We start from the raw sequence: 25,259 nt of genomic DNA, 5'->3' as shown, positions 1-25,259 counted from the left end.
TCACCGCGGTCCTTGCGCAGCACCGGAACCACCACGGCCTGCGCCGAGATCGACTCGCGGGCCATCGCCGACAGCGCCGCGTCCGGGCCCAGTTCCACGTAGGTGGCCACACCCCGGCTGTCCAGCGACCGCATCGCGTCCCCGAACCGCACGGCGTCCCGCACGTGCCGCACCCAGTACTCGGGTGAGGTCACGTCGCCTTCGGTGGCGATCGGGATGCGCGGCGCTTCGAAGGTCAGGGTGTTCGCGACCGCGCGGAACTCGTCCAGCATCGGGTCCATGTGCGCCGAGTGGAAGGCGTGGGAGACCTTGAGCCACTTGGCCTTCCACGGTTCGGCCACCTTCTCGACCAGTTCCGCGTCCCCGGCGACGACCACCGAGTTCGGCCCGTTCACCGCGGCGATCGACACACCTTCGACCAGGTACGGCCGCACGTCCTCCTCGCTCGCCTGCAGCGCCGCCATCGCACCACCGGCCGGGAGCGCCTGCATCAGGCGAGCGCGGGCGGAGACCAGCGTGCAGGCGTCGTCAAGGGAAAGCACCCCAGCCACGTGGGCGGCGGACAGCTCACCTATCGAATGCCCGGCGAGGAAGTCCGGCTTGATGCCCCACGACTCCAGCAGCCGGTACAGCGCGACCTCGACGGCGAACAACGCGGGCTGGGCATTGCCGGTCTGGTCGAGCGCCGCCCGATCATCCCCCCACATCACGTCGCGCAGCGATGTCACGAATGTGGCTTTCGAGACATCTGGCGTCTCGAAAGCCACATTCGTGACACTCGCCAGCGCCTCGAGCACCTCGTCAAGCGCCGAAGCGAACGCCGGGAAGCGGTTGTACAGCTCACGGCCCATGCCGATCCGCTGCGCGCCCTGCCCGGTGAACAGGCAGGCGAGCTTGCCGGAGCGGGCCGCCTCGTCGCGCACCACGTGCGGGGCCGTGGCGTCCTCCGCCAGCGCGACCAGGCCGTCGACCAGTTCGCTCTGCTGACCGGCGAGCACCACCGCGCGGTGTTCGAAGGCGGCGCGGGTGGTCGCCGCCGACAACGCGATCCCGGCCAGGTCGTCGTTCTCACGGGCCAGTTCGAGCAGCCGGTTCGCCTGCGCCCGCAGCGCCGCCGGGGTGCGGCCGGAGACCAGCACCGGCATCACCTCGGGCTTGCGCTCGGGAGCGACCGCCTCCGTCGGCGGCACGGTCTCCGCCTGCTCCAGGATCAGGTGCGCGTTGGTGCCGCTGGCACCGAACGAGGACACCCCGGCCCGGCGCGGGCGGCCCACTTCCGGCCACGGCGTGGTCTCGGTGAGCAGCCGGACCGCGCCCGCGCTCCAGTCCACCTGAGTGGTCGGGCGGTCCACGTGCAGCGTGCGCGGCAGCTGGCCGTTGCGCATGGCCAGCACCATCTTGATCACGCCGGCCACACCCGCCGCCGACTGCGTGTGCCCGATGTTGGACTTGATCGTGCCCAGCAGCAGCGGTTCTTCGCGGTCCCGGCCGTAGGTCGCCAGCAGTGCCTGCGCCTCGATCGGGTCACCGAGCTTGGTGCCGGTGCCGTGCGCCTCCACCGCGTCCACGTCCGAAGTGGACAGACCGGCGTTCGCCAGCGCCGCCCGGATCACCCGCTGCTGCGACGGGCCGCTCGGCGCGGTCAGCCCGTTGGACGCCCCGTCGGAGTTGATCGCCGAGCCGCGGACCACGGCGAGCACCTCGTGCCCGTTGCGGCGGGCGTCGGACAGCCGCTCCACCACCAGCATGCCCACGCCCTCGGACCAGCCGGTGCCGTCGGCGGTGTCGGCGAACGCCTTGCAGCGGCCGTCCTCCGACAACGCGCCCTGGGCGCTGAACTCGACAAAGCCCACCGGCGTGGCCATCACGGTGACCCCACCGGCCAGCGCGATCGAGCATTCGCCGTTGCGCAGGGCCTGCGCGGCCAGGTGCAGCGAGACCAGCGACGACGAGCACGCCGTGTCGACCGAAACCGTCGGGCCCTGGAAGCCGAAGGTGTAGGCGAGGCGGCCGGAGAGCAGGCTCGCCGACTGCGCGGTCTGCCATTCGTGCCCGGCGGTCTCGGCGGGCAGGCGGTACTCGCCGCTGCCGCCGCCGATGAACACCCCGGCGTCGGTGCCGCGCAGCGTGCCGGGATCGATCCCGGCACGCTCCATCGCCTCCCACGCCGACTCCAGCAGCACACGCTGCTGCGGGTCCATCACCAGCGCCTCACGCGGTGAGATGGCGAAGAAGTCCGGGTCGAAGTCGGCCACGTCGTAGAGGAAGCCGCCCTGGCGGGTGATGCTCTGCTTATCACCGAACAACTTCTCGAAGTCCCAGCCGCGATCGGCCGGCATCTCACCGACGGCGTCCACCCCGCCGGTGACCAGTTCCCACAGGTCCTCCGGCGACCGCACGCCGCCGGGGAACCGGCAGGCCATGCCGACAATGGCGATCGGGTCGTCGGCGCTATGAATGTGGCTTTCATTGCGTGACGCGCTATGAATGTGGCTTTCATTGCGCGCGCCCAGCAGCTCTTCGAGCAGGTAGGCGGTCAGCTCGCTGGGCGTCGGGTAGTCGAAGACCAGCGTGGCGGGCAGGCTCAGCCCGGTTTCGTTGTTGAGCTGGTTGCGCAGGTCGACCGAGGTCAGCGAGTCGAAGCCCAGGTCGCGGAACGGCGACCCGTCCTCGATCGCCTCGGTGGTCGTGTGCCCGAGCACCACGGCGATCTTCTCGCGGACCACCGCCAGCAGTGCGTCGGCGCGGTCCTCCGGCGGCATGGACAGCAGGCGCTGCCGCAGTTCCGAGGCACCGGCGTCCACATCGGACTCAACAGCGGCCGCCTCCGGCAGCTCGGCGAGCAGCGCGCCCGGCAGCGACGGCGCGAAGGTCTCCCACCGCACGTCCGCCACGGTCACCGAGGTGTCCCCGGCGGCGACCGCGCGGCCCAGTGCGGCGAGCGCCAGGTCCGCGTTGATGCCCGGCAGCCCGCTCAGGCGCAGGTGCCGCGCCAGCTGGCTTTCCGGCGTCTCCGCCCACGGACCCCACGCCAGGTGCAGCGCGGTCGCCCCGCGGGCACGCCGGGCGCGGACCACGGCTTCGGCGTAGGCGTCCACCGCGGCCTGCGGGCCACGGCCGCGCACCCCCCACACCCCGGCGATCGAGCCGAGCACCACAAAGGCGTCCAGCGGCCGGTCACCGAGCAGTTCGTCCAGGTGGCGCACGCCCGCGACCGCGCTCTCGAAGTCCTCGGCCGCTTCACCGGCGTGCACCACGGCGGTGAACTCGTGCTCGGCCAGCAACGCGGCCAGCGCGTCCCGGTCGGCGGCGGTGCCGGTGACCACGGTCGCGCCTTCGCGGCCGAGCCAGCTCGCCAGCTCCTCGTTGCCGCCGACCAGCAGGATCGTGCCCTCCGGCGTCCACGAGCCCGACGAGCCGGGCGCCCGGACCAGCCGCCTGCCGAAGATCCCGTGCTCTCGCACCGCGACCTGGTTCTCCGTCCCGGCGAGCACGGCGGCGAGGCCGTTCGCGGTGGTCAGGTCCACCAGGCCGCCCCAGCGGTCCGGCTGTTCCAGCGCGGAAACGCGGCCCTGGCCCCAGACCGCGGCCTGGCCGTAGTTCGCCGCGATCTCGTCACCGACCGCGACCGCGCCCCGGGTGACGCACCACAGCGGCGCGGTGATCCCGGCTTCGCCGAGCACCTGCAGCTGCTCGGCGGGCCACGCGTAGTCGGGCACCTCGGCACCCCGCGTCGCCAGCAGCGACACCACCCCGTCGAAGGTTTCGTCCAGCTCCGTCAGGAGCCCGGCGAGTTCGGCGCGGCTACTCACATCCAGGCAGACCGTGTTGTCCCCCAGCGCCTCCACCACGTCGGAGGTCCACTCGTCCTCCGACGTCTCGGCGGGGAGCAGCACCAGCCAGCGGCCGGCGAGCGTGCCGTCGGCGCTGATCGGCCGCCACACCGTGCGGTACCGCCAGCCGTCCACAACGGACTGCTCACGACGGCGGCGGCGCCAGGACGACAGCGCCGGGACCACCTCGGTCACCGCTTCGCCGTCGAGTTCCAAAGTGGACGCCACCGAGTCGAAGTCCGCCCGGTCCACCGCGGCCCAGAACTCCGCGTCGGCCGGATCGACGGCCGCTTCCGGCGGCCCCATCGCGAGGGTGCCCTCCGGCCAGTACCGCTCACGCTGGAACGCGTAGGTCGGCAGGTCGACACGGGCGGCGCCGGTGCCGGTGAAGTAGCTGGCCCAGTCGATGTCCACCCCGTTCGCGTGCAGCGTGCCCAGCGCGGCGGTGAGGGCCAGTTCCTCGTCGCGGTCCTTGCGCAGCAGCGGGACCACCAGCGCGTCTTCCTCGACCATCGCCGAGAGCACGCCGTCGGGGCCCAGCTCGATCATCGTGGTGACGCCGGATTCGGCCAGCGAGCGCACGTTGTCCGCGAACCGGACGGTGTCGCGCACGTGGTTCACCCAGTAGTCCACTGTGGTCACGTCGCCGGTGGTGACCACCGGGATCCGCGGTTCGTGGAAGGTCAGCCCGTCAATGGCGGCGCGGAAGTCCTCCAGCATCGGGTCCATCAGCGGTGAATGGAAGGCGTGGCTCACCTTGAGGCGCGAGGTCTTCTCGAAACCCTCCGAGATGGCCAGCACCGCGGCCTCGTCACCCGCGATGACCACCGACGACGGCCCGTTCACCGCGGCGATCGAGACACCCTCAGTCAGGGCGATCTCGTCTTCGGTGGCCTTGATCGCCACCATCGCCCCACCGGTGGGCAATGCCTGCATCAGGCGGGCCCGGGCGGCAACCAGCGTGCACGCGTCCTCCAGCGACAACACCCCGGCCACGTGCGCGGCCGCGATCTCACCGATGGAGTGCCCGGCGAGCCGGTCGGCCCGCAGGCCCAGCGATTCGGCCAGCCGGTACAGCGCCACCTCGATGGCGAACAACGCGGGCTGCGCCCAACCGGTCTGCCGCAGCAGTTCCGGGTCCGTGCCCCAGACGACCTCGCGCAGCGGGCGGTCCAGCTCCACGTCGAGGTGCGCGGCCACCGCGTCGAAGGCGTCGGCAAAGACCTGGAACCGGTCGTACAGCTCCCGGCCCATGCCGATCCGCTGCGAACCCTGGCCGGTGAACAGGAACGCGGTCTGCCCGTCGCCCCGGCGCACCGACGCCCGCGCCCCCTCGGTGACTTCACCACCGGAGACCAGCAGCACCGCGCGGTGCGCGAACGCCGTCCGGGTGGTGGCCAGCGAGTACGCGATGTCCACAGTGGACAACTCGGGCCGCTGACCGGCGAAGGCACGCAGCCGCTCGGTCTGCGCGGCCAATGCTTCCTTCGTGCGGCCGGAGACCAGCCACGGCACCACGGACGGCGTCACCACGGCAGTCGTGGCTTCCGCTTCGACCACCGGCGCCTGCTCCAGCACCACGTGCGCGTTCGTGCCGCTGACCCCGAAGGCCGACACCCCCGCACGGCGCGGGTGGTCCGTCTCCGGCCACGGCCGCGCTTCGTCGAGCAGCGACACCGCTCCCGCGCTCCAGTCCACATGGGACGAGGGCGCGTCCACGTGCAGCGTCTTCGGCAGCACGCCGTTGCGCATGGCCAGCACCATCTTGATCACCCCGGCCACGCCGGCGGCGGCCTGCGCGTGCCCGATGTTCGACTTGATCGAGCCGAGCCACAGCGGCTCGGACCGGTCCTTGCCGAAGGTGCCGAGCAGCGCCTGCGCCTCGATCGGGTCGCCCAGCGTGGTGCCGGTGCCGTGGGCCTCCACCGCGTCCACGTCCGCTGTGGACAGTCCGGCGTCGGCCAGCGCCTGCCGGATCACCCGCTGCTGCGACGGGCCGTTGGGCGCGGTCAGCCCGTTGGAGGCACCGTCGGAGTTGACCGCGGAACCCTTGAGCACACCCCAGACCTCGTGGCCGTTGGCGATGGCGTCGGACAGCCGCTCCAGCACCAGCATGCCCGCGCCCTCGGCCCAGGCCGTGCCGTCGGCGGCCTCGGCGAAGGCCTTGCAGCGGCCGTCCGCGGCGAGCCCGCCCTGCGTGGTGAACTCGATGAACGAATCCGGGCTGGCCATCACGCTGACGCCGCCCGCCAGCGCCAGCCCGCATTCCCCGGCACGCAGCGCGCGGGTGGCCCAGTGCATCGCGACCAGCGAGGACGAGCACGCCGTGTCCACGGTGACCGCCGGGCCCTCCAGCCCGAGGTTGTAGGCCAAGCGGCCGGACATCACGCTCGCGGTGTTGCCGGTGGCGACGTAGCCCTGCACGTCGGCCGACGCCCGGCGCAGCACGCTCGGGTAGTCCTGGCCGTTGGTGCCGACAAAAACGCCGGTCTGGCTGCCGCGCAGCTTCGACGGGTCGATCCCGGCGCGCTCCAGCGCCTCCCACGCGGTCTCCAGCACGAGCCGCTGCTGCGGGTCCATCGCCAGCGCCTCACGCGGGCTGATGCCGAAGAAGGTGGCGTCGAAGTCGGCGACCCCGCTGAGGAACCCGGCTTCACGGGTGGCGGAAGCGCCCTGGGCGAGCATGCCCAGGTCCCAGCCGCGGTCGTCGGGGAAGGTCGTGACACCGTCGCGGCCCTCGGCGAGCAGCTCCCACAACTCCTCGGGTGAGGTGACCCCGCCGGGGAAGCGACAGCCGATTCCGACAATGGCGATCGGATCGTCCGCGGCGGCCATGCTCGCCATCGCGGCCACAACCGGCTCGTCAGCGGCACCGAGCAGCTCGCCGAGCAGGTGCTCGGCCAGTGCCCGCGGGGTCGGGTAGTCGTAGATGAGCGACGCGGGCAGGGTCAGCCCGGTCGCGGCGGCCAGCCCGTTGCGCAGCTCCAGCGTGGTCAGCGAATCGAAGCCCAGGTCGCTGAACGCCCGGTCCGGCTCGACCTCGCTCGCGTCGGTGTGCCCGAGCACCGCGGCCACCTGCGTGCGCAGCATCTCCAGTACCTTGCGGGACCGCTCGGCCGGGGCCAGTTCCGCCAGCTCGTGCCCGGCGGGCTGCTCCACCGGCGCGGCACCGACCTCACGCAGCCGCCGCACTTCCGGCAGGTCCGCGGCGAACGGTGCCGGGCGCAACGCGGTCAGCGCCGGGTAGTACCGCGTCCAGTCGATGTCGGCGACCACCAGCGTGGTCTGGTCGTGCTCGATGGCCTGCTTGAGCGCGGAGATCGCCAGGCCGGGCGCCATCGGGCTGAGCCCGCCGCGCCGCAGCCGGTTCGCCACCGCGTCGGCCGAGTCCGCGACCATGCCGCCCTCGGCCCACGGGCCCCAGGCGATCGAAGTCGCCGGAAGGCCCAGGCCGCGGCGGTGCTCGGCGAGCGCGTCGAGATAGGCGTTCGCGGCGGCGTAGTTGCCCTGGCCGGCCGCGCCGATCACGCCCGCGGTCGAGGAGTACAGCACGAACGCCGACAGCTCGCCGGTCAGCTCGTGCAGGTTCTTCGCGGCGACCGCCTTGGACCGCATGACCGCGTCGAACGACTCGGGGGTGAGCGTGTCGACGAGCCCGTCTTCGACCACCCCGGCGGTGTGGATCACCGCGGTCACCGGGTGCTCGGCGAGCACCGCGGCCAGCGCGTCGCGGTCGGCGACATCGCAGGCCTTGATGGTGATGCGCTCGTCCACGAGGTCGGCCGCACCGGGTGCGTCCGGACCGCGACGGCTCAGCAGGAGCAGGTGTTCGGCGCCGTTGTCCAGCAGCCACCGCGCGATGTGCCTGCCGAGACCGCCGGTGCCGCCGGTGACCAGCACCGTGCCGCTCGGCTCGAAGCTGGTGCGCGGCTCGGGACCGGCGGGCCGGTGCACCAGGCGGCGGGCGTAGGTGCCGGACGGCCGCACGGCGACCTGGTCCTCTTCACCGGCGAGCACTCCGGGCAGCCGCCGCAGGGTGGCGCGGTCGAGTTGCGCGGGCAGGTCGAGCAGGCCGCCCCAGCGGCCGGGGTGCTCCAGCGCTACCACCCGGCCGAGACCCCAGATCGCCGCCTGTTCCGGCTCGGTCAGCGCCTCCGACCGGCCCACCGACACCGCACCCGTGGTGACGCACCACAGCGGCGCGTCGATCCCGGTGTCACCCAGTGCCTGTACCGCGGCGGCGGTGCCGTTCAGGTCCAAAGTGGACAGCACGCCGCCGAGGCGTGTTCCGGCGACGCCGAGGTCGGTAAGGCGCTCGGCCAGAGTGGTCCGGTCCTCGCCGGTCACCTCGACCAGCGTGGTCTCCACACCGAGGCTGTCGGCGATCGCCGTCGACCAGTCGTCACCGCGGTGGAGCACGAGCCACGGCCCGGTCAGCGGCTTGGTCCCGGCCTCGACCGGCTTCCAGGTCACCGCGTAGCACCAGCCATCCACAGTGGACAGCTCCTGCCGCTTGCGGCGCCAGGTGGACAACGCGGGCACCATCGCGGTGACCGTCTCGCCGTCGAGGTCCAGCGTCTCGGCGAGCGTGGCCACGTCGGCGCGTTCGACGGCCTGCCAGAACTCGGCGTCGACCGGGTCGCCCTGGTCCGCGGCGGGTGCCGCCTCGCTGGTCTCCGGCCAGAACCGCTGGTGCTGGAACGGGTAGGTGGGCAGCTCGACCGGACGCCAGCCGGTCTTGGCGAAGAACGCGGCCCAGTCGATCCGCACGCCCTGGACGTGCAGGCCGGTCAGGGTGCCGAGCAGCGCGGTCACCTCGGGCCGGTCGCGGCGCAGTGCGGGCAGCAGCACAGCCTCGTCATCGAGGCTGTCGCGCGCCATACCGGAAAGCACGCCGTCGGGACCGAGTTCGAGGAAGTTGCGCACCCCCTCACCCGCCAGCCACGAGACGCTGTCGGCGAACCGCACGGCATCGCGCACGTGGTTGACCCAGTAGTCTACCGAGGTCACATCGCCACGCATCGGAATGCGGGCTTCGTTGAAGGTCAGGCCCTCGATGGCGGCACGGAAGTCATCGAGCATGGCGTCCATGCGCGGCGAGTGGAAGGCGTGGGACACGGTGAGCTGCTTGGTCTTGCGCCCGTCGAACCGCGCGACCACCGACTCGACGGCATCCTCGTCACCGGACACGACCACCGAGCGCGGGCCATTGATCGCGGCGATCGAAACGGCCTCGGTGAGCAGCGGGGTGACCTCGTCCTCGGTGGCTTCGATCGCCACCATCGCGCCACCGGCCGGAAGTGCCTGCATCAACCGGCCGCGCGCGGCGACCAGCTTCGTGGCGTCCTCAAGGGACAGCACCCCGGCGACGTGCGCGGCGGCGATCTCGCCGATCGAGTGCCCGGCCAGGTAGTCGGGCTTCAGGCCCCACGACTCGACCAGTCGGAACAACGCCACTTCCAGCGCGAACAACGCGGGCTGGGTGTACCCGGTCTCGTCGAGGGCTTCGGCGTCCTCCCACATCACCTCGCGCAGCGGCCGGTCCAGCTCGGTGTCGAAGTGCGCGAACACCTCGTCCAGCGCGTCGGCGAACACCTCGAACCGGTCGTACAGCTCGCGGCCCATGCCGGCCCGCTGGCTGCCCTGGCCGGTGAACAGGAAGGCGAGCCTGCCGCGGGCGGCGGTCCCGCGCACCAGCCCGGCACCCGGCTGCCCGTCACGCAGGGCGGTCAGGCCGCGCACCAGTTCCCCGGTGTCGGCGGCGACCACGGCCGCGCGGTGCTCGAAGGTGGAGCGGGTGGTCGCCAGCGAGGCGGCCACATCGGTCAGGTGCTTGTCCTCCACAGTGGACAGCAGCCGGCCGGCCAGCGCGCGCAGGGCGCCCTCGCCGCGGGCCGACACCAGCACCGGCATCGGCCCGGATTCGGTGGCCACGGCCGGTGCCTCGACCGGTTCCGCCTGCTCCAGGATGGTGTGCACGTTCGTGCCGCTGAGCCCGAACGACGACACCCCGGCGCGACGCGGGCGGCCGGTCTCCGGCCACGGCGTGGTGTCGGTGAGCAGCTGGATCGCGCCGGCACTCCAGTCCACATGGGACGACGGCTGGTCCACGTGCAGCGTTTTCGGCAGCACGCCGTGCCGCAGCGCGAGCACCATCTTGATCACGCTGGCCACGCCCGAGGCCATCTGCGTGTGGCCGATGTTCGACTTGACCGAGCCCAGCAGCAGCTGCCGGTCGGTGGCCTGCCCGTAGGTGGCCAGCAGCGCCTGCGCCTCGATCGGGTCCCCGAGCGCGGTGCCGGTGCCGTGCCCGTCCACGGCGTCCACTTCGGACGGATCCAGCTTGGCGTTGGCCAGCGCCTGCAGGATCACCCGCTGCTGCGAGGGACCGTTGGGCGCGGTGAGGCCGTTGGAGGCGCCGTCCTGGTTCATCGCGCTGCCGCGCACCACGGCCAGCACCTCGTGCCCGTTGCGGCGTGCGTCGGACAGCCGTTCCAGCAGCACCAGGCCGACACCCTCGGCCAGGGTCATGCCGTCGGCCGCGTCGGAGTACGCCTTGCAGCGGCCGTCCTGCGCGAGCGCCCGCTGACGGCTGAAGCCGACGAACGCGCCCGGCGTGGACATCACGCTGACCCCACCGGCGAGCGCGAGGGAGCTTTCCCCGCCCCGCAGCGACTGGCACGCCAGGTGCATCGCGACCAGCGAAGATGAGCACGCGGTGTCGATGGTGACCGCGGGACCCTCCAGCCCGAACAGGTAGGACACCCGGCCGGACAGCACGCTGGACAGCGTGCCGGTGATCATGTGCCCCTCGGAGGCACCGGCCGCGTCCGTGCCGCCGGTGGAGTAGTCCTGGTAGCTGGCCCCGATGAACGCGCCGGTCAGGCTGCCGCGCAGGGACGCCGGGGCGATGCCGGCGCGTTCGATGGCCTCCCACGCGGTCTCCAGCAGCAGGCGCTGCTGCGGGTCCATCGCCAGCGCCTCACGCGGGCTGATGCCGAAGAAGCCGGGGTCGAAGTTGGCCACGTCGTGCAGGAACCCGCCCTGCACGGAGTAGGTGCCGCCGGGGCGGTCGGGGTCCGGGTCGAACAACGCGTCGGCGTCCCAGCCGCGGTCGGCCGGGAAACCGGAGATCGCGTCCACCCCGCCGAGCACCAGCTCCCACAGGTCCTCCGGCGAGTTGACGCCACCCGGGTAGCGGCAGGCCATGCCGACGATGGCGATCGGCTCGTCGTCCACCGCCGAGGTCACCACCGGCGCGATGGACCGGCCTTCGCCGCCCTCGATCTCACCGAGCAGGAACTCCACCAGCGCGACCGGGTTCGGGTGGTCGAAGACCATCGTGGTCGGCAGGGTCAGCCCGGTCGCCGCGGCGAGCCGGTTGCGCAGGTCGACCGCGGTGATCGAGTCGAAGCCGATCTCGCGGAAGGCGCGGTGCTCGGACAGCTCGGCGGGTGACGAGTGGCCGAGCACGGTGGCCACCTGCGTGCGCACCAGGTCGAGCAGCACGCGCTCCCGCTCGGCGGCGGGCAGCGAGCGCAGCCGGTCGGCGAACCCGCCGTCGGCGGCGGGTGCCGCGTTCGCCGCCTGCTCGGCCAGCTGCCGGACCTCGGGGATCTCGTCGAACAGCGTGGTCGGCCGGGTCGCGGTGAACACCGGGTGGTAGCGGGTCCAGTCGACGTCGGCGATGGCCACGTCGGTGTCGTTCTCGTCGAGCGCCCGGCCCAGCGCGGACAGCGCCAGCCGCGCCTTCATGAACACCAGGCCGCTGCGGCGGATCTGCTCCGGGTCCACCCGGCCGAGGCCGAGGTCGTCGGCCCAGATGCCCCAGGACACCGCGGTCGCGGGCAGGCCGCGGCCACGCCGGTTCTCCGCCAGCGCGTTCAGGTAGGCGTTGGCCGCGACGTACGCGCCGTGCTGGCCACTGCCCCACATGCCCGAGATGGACGAGAACAGCACGAACGAGTCGAGTTCTTCGCTGATCAGCGCGTCGAGGTGCTCGGCACCACGCACCTTGGCGTTGACCACCTGGCCGAAGGCGTCCGATGTGGACTCCGCCAGGCTGTGCAGGCCGATCACCGCGGCGGTGTGGATGACGTTGCGGATCTCGTGCCCGTCGGCACGCAGGCCGTCGAGCATCGCCGCCACCGCGTCGCGGTCGGTGATGTCGCAGGAGACCGCCGAGGCGTCGGAACCCAGTTCTCCCAGTGCGGCAACGAGTTCCGGGGCGCCGGGGGCGTCGATGCCGCTGCGGCTGATCAGCACGATCCGCTCGGCACCCTGGTGGGCCAGCCAGTGCGCCACGTGCGGGCCGAGCGTGCCGGTGCCGCCGGTGATCAGCGTGGTGCCGCGGGGCTGCCACTCGCGGGCGCGGTGCGGCCGTGCCGGGGCGCGGACGATGCGGCGGGCCAGCGTGCCGGAGGCGCGAATGGCGAACTGGTCCTCACCGGCCGGGTCGGCCAGCACCGCGGCCAGGCGCTGCCCGGCCCGCGAGTCGAGCCGCTCGGGCAGGTCGATCACCCCGCCCCAGCGCTGCGGGTGCTCCAGCGCGACCGTCCAGCCGACGCCCATCACCTGCGCCTGCACCGGATTGGCCAGCCGGTCCGACCGGCCGGTGGACACCGCACCACGAGTCAAGAACCACAGCGGCGCTGTGCTGTTCTCGGTGGTCTGCACCAGTTTCACGCTCAGGTCGAGACCACGCGCCAGCGCGGGTTCGGTCTCGCTCGGCTCCTCGGCCATCGCCAGCACCGACACCACGCCGGTGACGCCCTCGGTGTCCAAAGGGGACCCGTCGAAGACCACGCGGCGTACTTCGGTGTGCGCGGACAGGGCGTCGTAGACGTCCTGGTCGTCGATGCCGTCCGCGGTGACCAGCAGCCAGGTGCCGGAAAGCGAAGCCTGGTGACCGCTCAGCGGCTTCCAGCTGACCCGGTACCGCCAGGAGTCCGCTGTGGACTGCTCGCGGTGCTGCTGGCGCCACGAGTTCAGCGCGGGCAGCACGGCGGCGAGCGATTCCTCGTCCACGTGCAGGCTGGAGGTGAGCGTCGCGAGATCGGCACGCTCGACGGCGGCCCAGAACTCGGCGTCCACCGGGTCCGCGCTCTGCTCGGGCTGCGCCATCCCCGGACCGCCAACCCAGTAGCGCTCGTGCTGGAAGGCGTAGGTCGGCAGGCTCACCCGGCGCGCACCGGTGCCTTCGAAGGCGGCGGCCCAATCGACCGCGACCCCGCGCACGAAAACCTCGGCGAGCGAGGTCCACACCCGGTCGATGCCACCGAGATCGCGACGCAGCGTGCCCGCCACCACGCCCCGCTGCCCCGCGTCGGCGATGGTGTCCTCGACGCCGACCGTGAGCACGGGATGCGAGCTGACCTCGATGAACGCGCGGTGCCCGTCGTCCACCAGATCCCGGATCGCGCCCGCCAGGTGCACGGTCTGCCGCAGGTTCCGGTACCAGTAGTCGGCGGTCAGCTCGGGGCCGTCGACCCAGTCGCCGGTCACCGTGGAGCGGAACGGGATGCGCGGCCGCTGCGGGTCGAGCCCGTGCAGGTCACGCAGGATCTCGTCGCGGATGTCCTCCACGTGCGCGGAGTGCGAGGCGTAGTCCACCACGATCCGGCGCACGCGCACGCCTTCCGCGGCGAGCGTTTCGAGCAGTTCGTCCAGCGCCTCGGGATCCCCGGAGACGGCTACCGTGCGCGGGCCGTTCTCGGCGGCCAGCGAAAGCCTGCCGTCCCAGGCGGCCAGCCGCTCGGTGACCTCCTCGGCGGGCAGCGCGATCGACGCGATGCCCCCGCGTCCGGCCAGTTCCCGGCCGATCGCCTGGCTGCGCAGGGCCACCACCTTCGCGGCGTCCTCCAGCGACAGCGCGCCGGAAACGCAGGCCGCGGCGATCTCACCCTGCGAGTGCCCGACCACCGCGTCCGGGACGACCCCGTACGAACGCCACACCTCGGCGAGCGAAACCATCACCGCGAACGAGGCGGGCTGCACCACGTCGACGCGGTCCAGCGAGGGCGCGCCATCGACGCCGCGGAGCACGTCGAGCAGCGACCAGTCCAGGTACGGCGCGAGCGCGGCGGCGCATTCGGCGATCCGCGCGGCGAACACCGGCGACTCGTCGATCAGCCGCGCGCCCATCCCGGCCCACTGCGCGCCCTGGCCGGGGAAGACAAAGGTGGTGCGACCGTCCAAATCGGCCAGTCCGCGCACCTCGGCGGCCCCGAGCAGGACCGCGCGGTACTCGAACTTCGAGCGGGTGGTGGCCAGCGAGAACCCGACATCAACCGGGCTTTCGCCCTCGACGGCGGGCAGCAGGTTGGCGATCTGCGCCTCCAGCGCGGCTTCGCTGCGGGCCGACAGCACCCACGGCACCACCTCCGGCTGCTCGATCACCACCGGGGCGGGCTCCGCCGGAACCGGCGGGGCCTCCTCGATCACCGCGTGCGCGTTGGTCCCGCTGACGCCGAACGAGGACACCGCACACCGGCGCGGACGCCCGTGCGGCACCCAGTCGACCGGCTCGTTGAGCAGCGACAGCGCCCCGGAACCCCAGTCCACATGCGACGACGGCGTGTCCGCGTGCAGTGTCGGCGGCAGCAGGCCGTTGCGCAGCGCCAGCACCATCTTGATCACGCTGGCCACCCCGGCCGCGGACTGCGAGTGCCCGATGTTCGACTTGACCGAGCCGAGCAGCAGCGGCCGCTGCGGGTCGCGGTCCACGCCGTAGGTGGCCAGCAGGGCCTGCGCCTCGATCGGGTCGCCCAGCGTGGTGCCGGTGCCGTGCGCGTCCACCGCGTCCACATCGGACGGTTGCAGGCCGGCGTTGGCCAGCGCCTGCATGATCACCCGCTGCTGCGAGGGACCGTTCGGCGCGGACAGCCCGTTGGAGGCACCGTCCTGGTTGACCGCGGAACCCCGCACCACGGCGAGGATCGGGTGCCCGTTGCGCTGCGCGTCGGACAGCTTCTCCACCAGCAGCATGCCGATGCCCTCGGACAGGGTCATGCCGTCGGCGGAGTCGGAGAACGCCTTGCACCGGCCGTCCCGCGCGAGCGCGCGCTGGCGGCTGAACGCGATGAGCGGCTTGGGGTTCGGCATCACCGTGGCGCCGGCGGCCAGCGCCAGCGTGCTCTCCCCGCTGCGCAGCGACTGGCACGCCAGGTGCAGCGCGACCAGCGAAGACGAGCAAGCGGTGTCCACGGTGACCGCCGGGCCTTCGAGGCCGAAGACGTAGGACACCCGGCCCGACAGCACGCTCGGGCTGCTGCCGGTCACCGCGTACCCCTCGGAACCGCCGCCGTCGGCGGTGCCGTACTCGGAGTAGCTGGACCCGATGAACGCGCCGGTCCGGGTGCCGCGCAGCGAGGCGGGGTCGATCCCGGCGCGCTCGATGGCCTCCCAGGTGGTCTCCAGCAGCAGGCGCTGCTGCGGGTCCATGCCGACCGCCTCACGCGGTGAGATGCCGAAGAACGCCGGGTCGAAGTCACCCGCGGTGTGCAGGTAACCGCCCGCGGTGGTGTACGTGGTGCCCGGGTGGTCGGGGTCCGGGTCGTACAGCACGGCCATGTCGAACCCGCGGTCGGCGGGGAACTCGGTGATCGCGTCGGTGCCGTCGGCGATCAGCTGCCAGAACTCCTCCGGCGTGTTCGCGCCACCGGGGAACCGGCAGGCCATGCCGATGATGGCGATCGGCTCGTCCGTGGTGCCGCCGTGGTTTGCCTGGTACACGGCGGCTTCCGCGGCCGAGCCGAGCAGTTCGCCGTGCAGGTGGTCGGCCAGCACCTTGGGCGTCGGGTAGTCGAAGATCAGCGTCGCCGGCAGGGTCAGCCCGGTCGCGCCACCGAGCCGCTGGCGCAGCTCGACCGCGGTCATCGAGTCGAAGCCGATCTCCTGGAACGCCCGCTGCTCGCCGACTTCTTCGGCCGAGTTGTGCCCGAGCACGGCGGCCGCCTCGGCACGCACCAGCGCGACCAGGCGGCGGCGCTGCTCGGCTTCGGGCAGCTCACGCAGTTCGTTCGCGAAGGTGGAGGACTCGCCCGCCTGCTTCTCCTCGGCTTCGGCGAGCGCTTTGACCTCGGGCAGTTCGCTGAGCAGCGCGCTCGGGCGGCGCGAGGTGAACAGCGGGTGGTAGCGGTCCCAGCTGACGTCGGCGACGGTGACCGTCACGTCCTGCTGGACCACCGCGCGGTGCAGTTCGGTGATCGCCGGTCCGGCGTCGAGGAAGGCGAGGCCCTGGCGCAGCAGGCTGCCCGACATCTCCTCGTGCGTGGCCATGCCGACCTCGGCCCACGGCCCCCAGGCGATCGAGGTCGCGGTGAGCCCGTTCGCGCGGCGGCGTTCGGCCAGCGCGTCCAGGTAGGCGTTCGCGGCGGCGTAGGCGCTCTGGCCACCGCTGCCCCACACCCCGGCGATGGACCCGAACAACACGAAGAGGTCCAGCTCGCGGTCGCCGAGCAGGTCGTCGAGGTTCCGCGCGCCGAGCACCTTCGCCGACATCACGTCGGCGAACTCCGGCAGCCCGGTCAGCTCCAGCGGCGATGACTGCCCGACACCAGCGGTGTGCACCACACCGGTCAGCGGCAGGGCGGGCGGAATGCTGTCGAGCACGGCGGCGAGGGCGTCGCGGTCGGCGACGTCGCAGGCGACGATCTCCACCCGGGCACCGAGTTCGGTCAGCTCGGCCCGCAGTTCGGCCGCGCCGGGCGCGTCCAGGCCACGGCGGTTGGTCAGGATCAGGTTCTCCGCGCCACGACCGGCCAGCCAGCGCGCGACGGCGGCACCGAGGCCACCGGTACCGCCGGTGACCAGCACCGTTCCGCCCGCGGTGAACTCGTCGGCGCCGGGCAGTGCGTCCACCGGCCGGTGCGCCAGGCGGCGGCCGAGCACACCGGTGGCGCGGATCGCCGTCTGGTCCTCTTCGCCGGTGAGCACACCGAGCAGGTGGCGGAGCGCGTTCGTGTCGAGCTCGCCGGGCAGGTCGACGAGGCCGCCCCAGCGCTGCGGGTACTCCAGCGCGGCCACCCGGCCGAAGCCCCAGACCGCGGCCTGCGCCAGCGACCCGGCCTGGTCACCCTGGCCGGTGCTCACCGCACCGCGGGTCAGCGTCCACAGTGGAGCGTCCACGGTGCGCAGCGCGGAGATGGTCAGCGCCAGGCCGGTGGACAGCACCGGATGCGGTTCGTACGGCCGGTCGTCCAGCGCCAGCAGCGAAACCACACCCGCGACCTCGCCGATCCCGGTCAGCCGTTCGGTGATCGGCCCCTGCTCGGCGCAGCTCGCGTCCAGTTCGACCTGCCGCGCCTCGGCACCGTGCGCGGCCAGCAGCTCGCGGAGCCGACCGGCCAGTTCGGTGTCCTGCTCGCCGGTGAGCACCAGCCACTGACCGCTGAGCACGGGCGTGACGCCGGTGCGCACCGGAGTCCACTTGACCCGGTAGCGCCAGGAGTCCAAAAGGGACTTCTGCTGGTTGCTCCGCCGCCACGAAGACAACGCGGGCAGCAGCGCGTCGAGCGAGGACTGCTGCTGCTCACCGAGGTGGAGCAGGGCGGCCAGTTCGTTCGCGTCACCGCGCTCGATCGCCGCCCACAGGCGTTCGTCGCTCGGGTCGGCGGAGAGGCCGGCGGGCAGTTCCGGCGCCTGCGGCCAGTAGTACGAATGCTGGAAGGCGTAGGTCGGCAGGTCGACCCGGCGCACGCCGCGCCCCTCGAAGAAGCTGCGCCAGCCGACCTTCACGCCGTGCAGGTGCATCCGCGTCAGCGCGGAGACCATCGACGACTCCTCGCCGCGGCCCGCCCGCTGGACCGCGACCACGTTCGCCTCGTCCTCGGCCAGCACCTCCTGGACCATCGGCGACAGCACCCCGTCCGGGCCCAGCTCGATGAACGTCCGCACGCCCGAGTCGTGCAGCGTGCGCACCCCGTCGGCGAACCGGACCGCCTCGCGGACGTGACGCACCCAGTAGTCGGGCGAGGACAGCGCGTCGGTGTCGAAGTGCCCGGTCAGGTTCGACACCACCGGGATCTTGGGCGCGGCGAAGGCCAGTTCCGCGACGACCTGCCCGAACTCGGCGAGCATGGCGTCCATGCGCGGCGAGTGGAAGGCATGCGACACGGTGAGCCGCTTGGTCTTGCGGCCTTCGAACCGCGCGACCACCGCCTTGACGGCGTCCTCGTCACCGGAGACGACCACGGAGCCCGGGCCGTTGATCGCCGCGATCGAAACGCCCTCGGTGAGCAGCGGGGTGACCTCGTCCTCGGCCGCCTGGATCGCGACCATCGCCCCGCCGGTAGGCAGGGCCTGCATGAGCTTGCCGCGCGCGGCGACCAGCTTCGCGGCGTCGTCCAGGGTGAGCACCTCGGACACGTGCGCGGCGGTGATCTCGCCGATGGAGTGCCCGCCCAGGAAGTGGACCTTCACGCCCCACGAGCGGACCAGGCGGAACAACGCCACCTCGACGGCGAAGATCGCGGGCTGGGCCCAGCCGGTCTGGTCGAGCAAACCGGTCTCGTCATCCCACATGACTTCGCGCAGCGGGCGGTCCAGGTGCGCGTCGAGCGCGTCGGCCACCTCGTCCAAGGCCTCGGCGAACACCGGGAACCGCTGGTACAGCTCACGCCCCATCCCGGCGCGCTGGCTGCCCTGCCCGGTGAAGATCATCGCGATCTTGCCCGAACCGGCCTCGCCGGTGAGCACGCCGGCCTCGGGCGTGTCGGCGGCCAGCGCGGCGAGCGAACGCAGCAGGGCGTCGCGGCCTTCGCCGACCACGGCCGCGCGGTGCTCGAACGCGGACCGTGCGGTGGCCAGCGAATACGCCACGTCCGCCGGTTCCAGCTCCGGCCGTTCGTCCACATAGGACAGCAGGCGCGCGGCCTGCGCGCGGACCGCGTCCCGGGTCTTGCCGGAGAGCACCCACGGCACCACCCCGTCCAGCGACGGCCGCTCCTCGACCACCACCGGCGCGGGCTGCTCCAGGATCACGTGCGCGTTGGTGCCGCTGATGCCGAACGAGGAAATGCCAGCGCGCCACGGGCGGCCGACCTCGGGCAGCTCCGTCGGCTCGGTGAGCAGCTCGACGTCACCGGCCGTCCAGTCCACATGGGACGACGGCTCGTCGATGTGCAGCGTCTTCGGGAGGACGCCGTACTTCAGCGCCATCACCATCTTGATCACACCAGCCGCACCGGCCGCGGCCTGCGTGTGCCCCAGGTTCGACTTGACCGAGCCGAGCAGCAGCGGGCGGTGCTTGCGGTGTTGTCCATAGGTGGCCAGCAGCGCCTGCGCCTCGATCGGGTCGCCGAGCGAAGTGCCGGTGCCGTGTGCCTCCACGGCGTCCACATCGGACGTGGTCAGCCCGGCGCTGGCCAGCGCCTGCTGGATGACCCGCTGCTGCGACGGGCCGTTCGGCGCCATCAGCCCGTTCGACGCGCCGTCCTGGTTGACCGCCGAGCCCTTGACCACGGCGAGCACCTCGTGCCCGTTGCGGCGCGCGTCGGACAACCGCTCCAGCACCAGCACGCCGACACCCTCGGACCAGCCGACACCGTCGGCCGAGTCGGAGAACGCCTTGCACCGGCCGTCCGGGGAAAGGCCGCGCTGGCGGGAGAACTCGATCAGCGCGACCGGGGTGGACATCACCGTGACGCCACCGGCGAGCGCGAGCGAGCATTCGCCGTTGCGCAGCGCCTGCGCCGCCAGGTGCAGCGTGACCAGCGACGACGAGCACGCGGTGTCCACGGTGACCGCCGGGCCTTCCAGCCCGAGCGTGTAGGAAACGCGGCCGGAGACGATGCTCGGTGAGGTGCCGCTGCCCTGGTAGCCCTCGGCGGAACCACCGCTCATCGCGCCGCCGTAGTCGCTGTACATCACCCCGGCGAACACGCCGGTCTGGCTGCCGCGCAGGGAAACCGGGTCGATCCCGGCGCGCTCGATGGCCTCCCACGAAACCTCGAGCAGCAGCCGCTGCTGCGAGTCGGTGGCGACCGCCTCACGCGGGCTCATGCCGAAGAACCCGGCGTCGAACTCACCGGCGTCGTGCAGGAAGCCGCCGGAGCGGGTGTAGGAGGTGCCCGGGTGGTCGGGGTCCGGGTGGTACAGCTTCTCCAGGTCCCAGCCGCGGTCGGTGGGGAAGCCGGAGATGGCGTCCTGGCCGTCGAGCACCAGCCGCCACAGGTCCTCCGGCGAGCCGACGCCGCCCGGGTAGCGGCAGCCCATGCCGACGATGACGATCGGGTCGTCGCCGGTCTGGCGCACCGGGCGGGCCTGCTCCGGGATCACCGCGTCGGCCTCGAACAGCTCACCGGCCAGGTACCCGGCCAGCACGTTCGGCGTGGGGTGGTCGAACACCATGGTGGCCGGCAGGCGCAGCCCGGTGACCGCGGTCAGGCGGTTGCGCAGTTCGACCGAGGTCAGCGAGTCGAAGCCGAGGTCCTTGAACTGGCGGTCTGGCTCGATCTCGGCGCCGTCGGCGTGCCCGAGCACCGCGGCCACCTGGTCGCGGATGATCTCCAGCAGCACGTCACGGCGTTCTTCCTCGGCCAGCCCGGACAGGCGGCGCACCAGCGTGTCGGCGGCCTCGGAGCTGGCCACCGCGGACCGGCGCGAGCGCGTGCGGATCAGGCCGCGGAACAGCGGCGGGATCTCCGGCTGCGCGCGCAGCACGGACAGGTCGAGGCGCAGCGCCAGCACGGCGGCGTCGTCGGTGGTCAGTGCGGCGTCGAACAGGGCGACACCCTGGTCGGCGGTCAGCGCGGGCATGCCGGACCGCGCCATGCGCTCGGCGTCGGCACCCGAGAGCATGCCGGTCTGGTCCCACGCGCCCCAGCCGATCGAGGCCCCGGGCAGGCCCTCGGCCCGGCGGCGCGCGGCGAGCGCGTCCAGGAAGGCGTTGGCGGCGGCGTAGTTGCCCTGGCCCGGGTTGCCGAAGGTCCCGGCGGCCGAGGAGAACACCACGAACGCCGATAGGTCCGAGGTCAGTTCGTGCAGGTACCAGGTGGCGTCGGCCTTGGGCCCGAGCACGGTGTCGAGCCGCTCGGGGGTCAGCGAGCCGATGGTGGCGTCGTCGAGCACCCCGGCGGTGTGCACCACGGCCTTGATGTTGTGCTGTGCCACCAGTTCGGCGACCTGGGCGCGGTCGGTCACGTCGCACGCGGCGACCACGGCTTCGGCACCCAGCTCGGCGAGTTCGGCGACCAGTTCGGGCACGCCGTCGGCGGCCGGGCCGCGGCGGCTGACCAGCAGCAGGTCGCGCACGCCGTGCTCGGCGGCCAGGTGCTTGGCGATGACACTGCCCAGGCCACCGGTGCCACCGGTGATCAGGACCTGCCCGCCCCACTCGAGTTCACGCGGCTGCGGCAGGGCACGCGCGAGCCGGGCGGCATAAACCTTGTTGTGGCGAATGGCCAGCTGCGGTTCGTCAACCCCGATCGCCTTCTTCAACGGCGAATCGGCATCCGTGTCAATCAACCCGAACCGGCCAGGATTCTCCGACTGCGCGGAGCGCACGAGGCCCCAGACGGTCGCGGCGGCCACGTCCGGCAGGTCACCCTCGGCCGCGGCCACCGCGTTGCGGGTGACAAAAACCAGGCGCGATTCGGCGAACCGCTCATCGGCCAGCCACTCCTGGACCACGCCGAGCACGTGCGCGCTGACCGCGTGTGCCGCTTCGACGGTGTCCGCGCCGGTCTCGACGTGGTACAGCACCCAGTCCGGCACATCCACAATGGACTCAAGATCGGTGGTCTCGACCACGGTCGGCTCCGTGGTGGCGTGCTGCGCGGCCACCCAGTCCACGCGGAACAGCGAGTCGCGGCCGACCGCCCCGGCCAGCTGCTCGGTGGCGACCGCGCGCAAGACCAGCGTTTCCACCGACGCGACCGGCTCACCGGCGGCGTCGGCCACGGCGATCGACATCGCGTCGTCGCCCACCGGCGAAAGCTTGACGCGGACCGTGGAGGCGCCGGTCGCGTGCAGCGAGACGCCCTCCCACGAGAACGGCAGCCCGCCCTGGCTCTCCGGTCCGAACTCGACGAACCGCGACGCGTGCAGCACCGCGTCCAGCAGCGCCGGGTGCAGCTCGAACGACTCGTTGTCGACGTCCTCGGGCAGCGCGACCTCGGCGTAGACGTCCTCGCCCAGCTGCCACGCGGCCCGCAGGCCCTGGAACGACGGGCCGTAGGCGAACCCGTCGGCCGCCAGGCGGTCGTACAGCCCGGTCAGGTCGATCGGCTGCGCGTACTTTGGCGGGAATTCCGTGGCGTCGAACGGAACCTGCTTGGCGTCCGCGCCCGAGGTGGTGAGCACGCCGGTGGCGTTCGGGGTCCACGGCTGCTCGTCGTCGGTGTCCAGGCGCGAGTAGATGTCGACCGTCCGGCGGCCGGCCTGGTCGGCGCGGCCGACCCAGAGCTGCACCTGCACCCCGCCGGTTTCGGGCAGCACCAGCGGACCGGTCAGGGTCAGCTCCTCGACGCGGTCGCAGCCGACCTCGTCCCCGGCGCGGATGGCCAGTTCCAGGAACGCCGTGCCGGGCAGCAGCACCCGGCCGGAGACCGCGTGGTCGGCCAGCCAGGCGTGGGTGTGCAGGGAAAGGCGCCCGGTCAGCAGCGCGCCGTCGGAGTCCGCGAGCGAGACCGCCGCGGCCAGCAGCGGGTGCCGCGCGGCACCGAGACCGGACGAGCGCGGGTCGCCGCCGAAGCCGAAGCCACCGCCCTTCGGCCAGAACCGCCTGGTCTGGAAGGCGTACGTCGGCAGGTCGATGCGCACCGCGCCGGTGCGGTCGAAGTATTCGGCCCACCGCACGGGAATCCCGTTGACGTGCAGGGTGGCGAGCGCGGTGGTGGCGGTCCGCGCCTCTTCGCGCCCGGTTCGCAGCACCGGCACCGCGACCACGTCGTCCACGATGCCCTGGACCATCGCCGACAGCACGCCGTCCGGGCCCAGCTCCAGGAAGGTGCCGACGCCGTGGCCGCGCAGCCACGACACACCGTCGGCGAACCGCACGGCCTGGCGGACGTGGTCCACCCAGTAGTCCGCGGAGGTCACCTGCTCGACGCGCGCCAGCTCGCCGGTCAGGTTCGAGACGAACGGGATCAGCGGGGCCTGCAGGTCGAGATCTGCAACAACCGCGCGGAAATCATCGAGCATGGCGTCCATGCGCGGCGAGTGGAAGGCGTGGGAAACGGTGAGGCGCTTGGTCTTGCGACCTTCGAACTGGGCGACCACCGCCTCGACGGCATCCTCGTCACCGGAAACCACCACGGAATCGGGTCCGTTGATCGCCGCGATGGAAACGCCCTCGGTGAGCAGGGGCGTGACCTCGTCCTCGGTCGCCTGGATCGCCACCATGGCGCCGCCCGCAGGCAGCGCCTGCATGAGCTTTCCACGCGCGGTCACCAGTTTCGCGGCGTCCTCAAGGGACATCACCCCGGCGACATGGGCGGCCGCGATCTCGCCGATCGAATGCCCGGCCAGGAAGTCGGGCTTGATGCCCCACGACTCCACCAGCCGGTACAACGCCACCTCGATGGCGAACAACGCGGGCTGCGCGTTCCCGGTCTGGTCCAGCGCATCGGCATCCTCGCCCCACATGACCTCGCGGAGCCCCTCCGCCGATGTCACGAATGTGGCTTTCGAGACATCTGGCGTCTCGAAAGCCACATTCGTGACACTCGCCAAGCCAGCCAGCACCTCATCCAGCGCCGCCGCGAAGACCGGGAACCGGGCGTACAGCTCCCGGCCCATGCCCAGCCGTTGCGCGCCCTGCCCGGTGAACAGGAACGCCGTCTTGGACCGGCTGTGCATGGTGCCGGTGAGCGTGCCCGGCGCCACCTCCCCGGCGGCCAGCGCGGTCAGCCCGGCACGCAGGTCGTCCGACGGCACGACCGCGCGGTGCTCGAAGCTCGCCCTGGTGGTCGCCAGCGAGAAAGCCAGGTCCAGCAACGGCGGTTCATCGTCCAAAACGGACAGCAGGCGCTCGGCCTGCGCTCGCAGCGCCTCACGGCTGCGACCGGAGACGAGCACCGGCACCATGCCGGCCTCGACCAGCGCGGGAGCCTCGCCCGTCTCGCCCTCGACCACCAGTTCCGGCGCCTGCTCGATGATGGTGTGCGCGTTGGTCCCGCTGATGCCGAACGAGGACACCGCCGCGCGCTTCGGCTCGCCGGTCTCCGGCCACGGCGTGTTCTCGGTGATCAGCTCGACCGCACCCGCGGTCCAGTCCACGTGCGAGGTCGGCTGGTCGATGCCCAGCGACTTCGGCAGCACGCCGTGCCGCATCGACATGATCATCTTGATCACGCCGGCCACGCCCGCCGCGGCCTGGGTGTGGCTGATGTTCGACTTGATCGACCCGAGCAGCAGCGGCCGGCTGCGGTTCCGGCCGTACGTGGCCAGCAGCGCCTGCGCCTCCACCGGGTCGCCGAGCGTGGTGGCCGTGCCGTGTGCCTCGACCACGTCGATCTGGTCCTCGGACAACCGCGAGTTGATCAGCGCCTGCTGGATCACCCGCTGCTGCGACGGCCCGTTCGGCGCGGTCAGCCCGTTCGACGCGCCGTCCTGGTTGACCGCGGAACCCCTGATCACGGCGAGGATCTCGTGCCCGTTGCGCTGCGCGTCCGACAGCCGCTCCAGCACCAGCACACCGGCACCCTCGGCCCAGCCGGTGCCGTCGGCCGACTCGGCGAACGAGCGGCACAGCCCGTCCGGCGAGAGCCCACCTTGCCTGCTGAACTCCACGATGGTGGTCGGGCTGGACATGATCGTGGCGCCACCGGCCAGCGCCAGCTCGCATTCGCCGTTGCGCAGCGACTGCGTGGCCAGGTGCATGGCGACCAGCGAGGACGAGCACGCGGTGTCGATGGTGACGGCCGGGCCGACAAAGCCGTAGGTGTAGGAGATCCGGCCGGACAGCACGCTGTTGGAGTTGCCGAGCAGCTGGAAGCCCTCGCCGCCCTCACCCGGGCCGACCTGGTAGTCCTGCGCCATCGCGCCGACAAAAACCGCGGTCTGCGTGCCCTTGATCGAAGTCGGGTCGATGCCGGCGCGCTCCAGCGCCTCCCAGGTGACCTCCAGCAGCACGCGCTGCTGCGGGTCCATCGACAGCGCCTCGCGCGGCGAGATCCGGAAGAAGTCCGCGTCGAACTCCGGGGCGTCGTGCAGGAAGCCGCCGGAGCGGGTGTTCGACATGGCCAGCATCTCGGGATTCCAGCCGCGGTCGGCCGGGAACTCGGTGATGCCGTGCTCCCCGGCGATCACCATGTCCCACAGCTGCTCCGGGGTGCGCACCCCGCCCGGGTACCGGCAGCCGATGCCGACGATGGCGATCGGCTCCTGCGAGGCGGCCTCGATCTCGTTCAGCCGCTGCCGCGTGCGGCGGAGATCCGCGCTCGCGCGCCTGAGGTAGTCCCGGAGCTTCTGTTCGTTGTCCAT

At 72.3% G+C, this 25,259-nt stretch carries 1 protein-coding gene (only partly in view); it reads right to left on the bottom strand.

Annotation, left to right across the window (positions count from 1 at the left end):
- A protein-coding gene (locus A4R43_RS38975; RefSeq protein ID WP_113696676.1) for a type I polyketide synthase crosses the window boundary here: on the bottom strand, window positions 1-25,259 show its 5' portion. It extends 2,236 nt beyond the left edge of the window; only the first 25,259 of its 27,495 coding nucleotides appear in the window; it begins with the start codon at window positions 25,257-25,259; the stop codon falls past the left edge of the window.

This window comes from Amycolatopsis albispora (assembly GCF_003312875.1).
In the GTDB taxonomy this organism is placed as follows: Bacteria; Actinomycetota; Actinomycetes; order Mycobacteriales; family Pseudonocardiaceae; genus Amycolatopsis; species Amycolatopsis albispora.
This window is presented reverse-complemented; position numbering and strand designations above follow the sequence as displayed.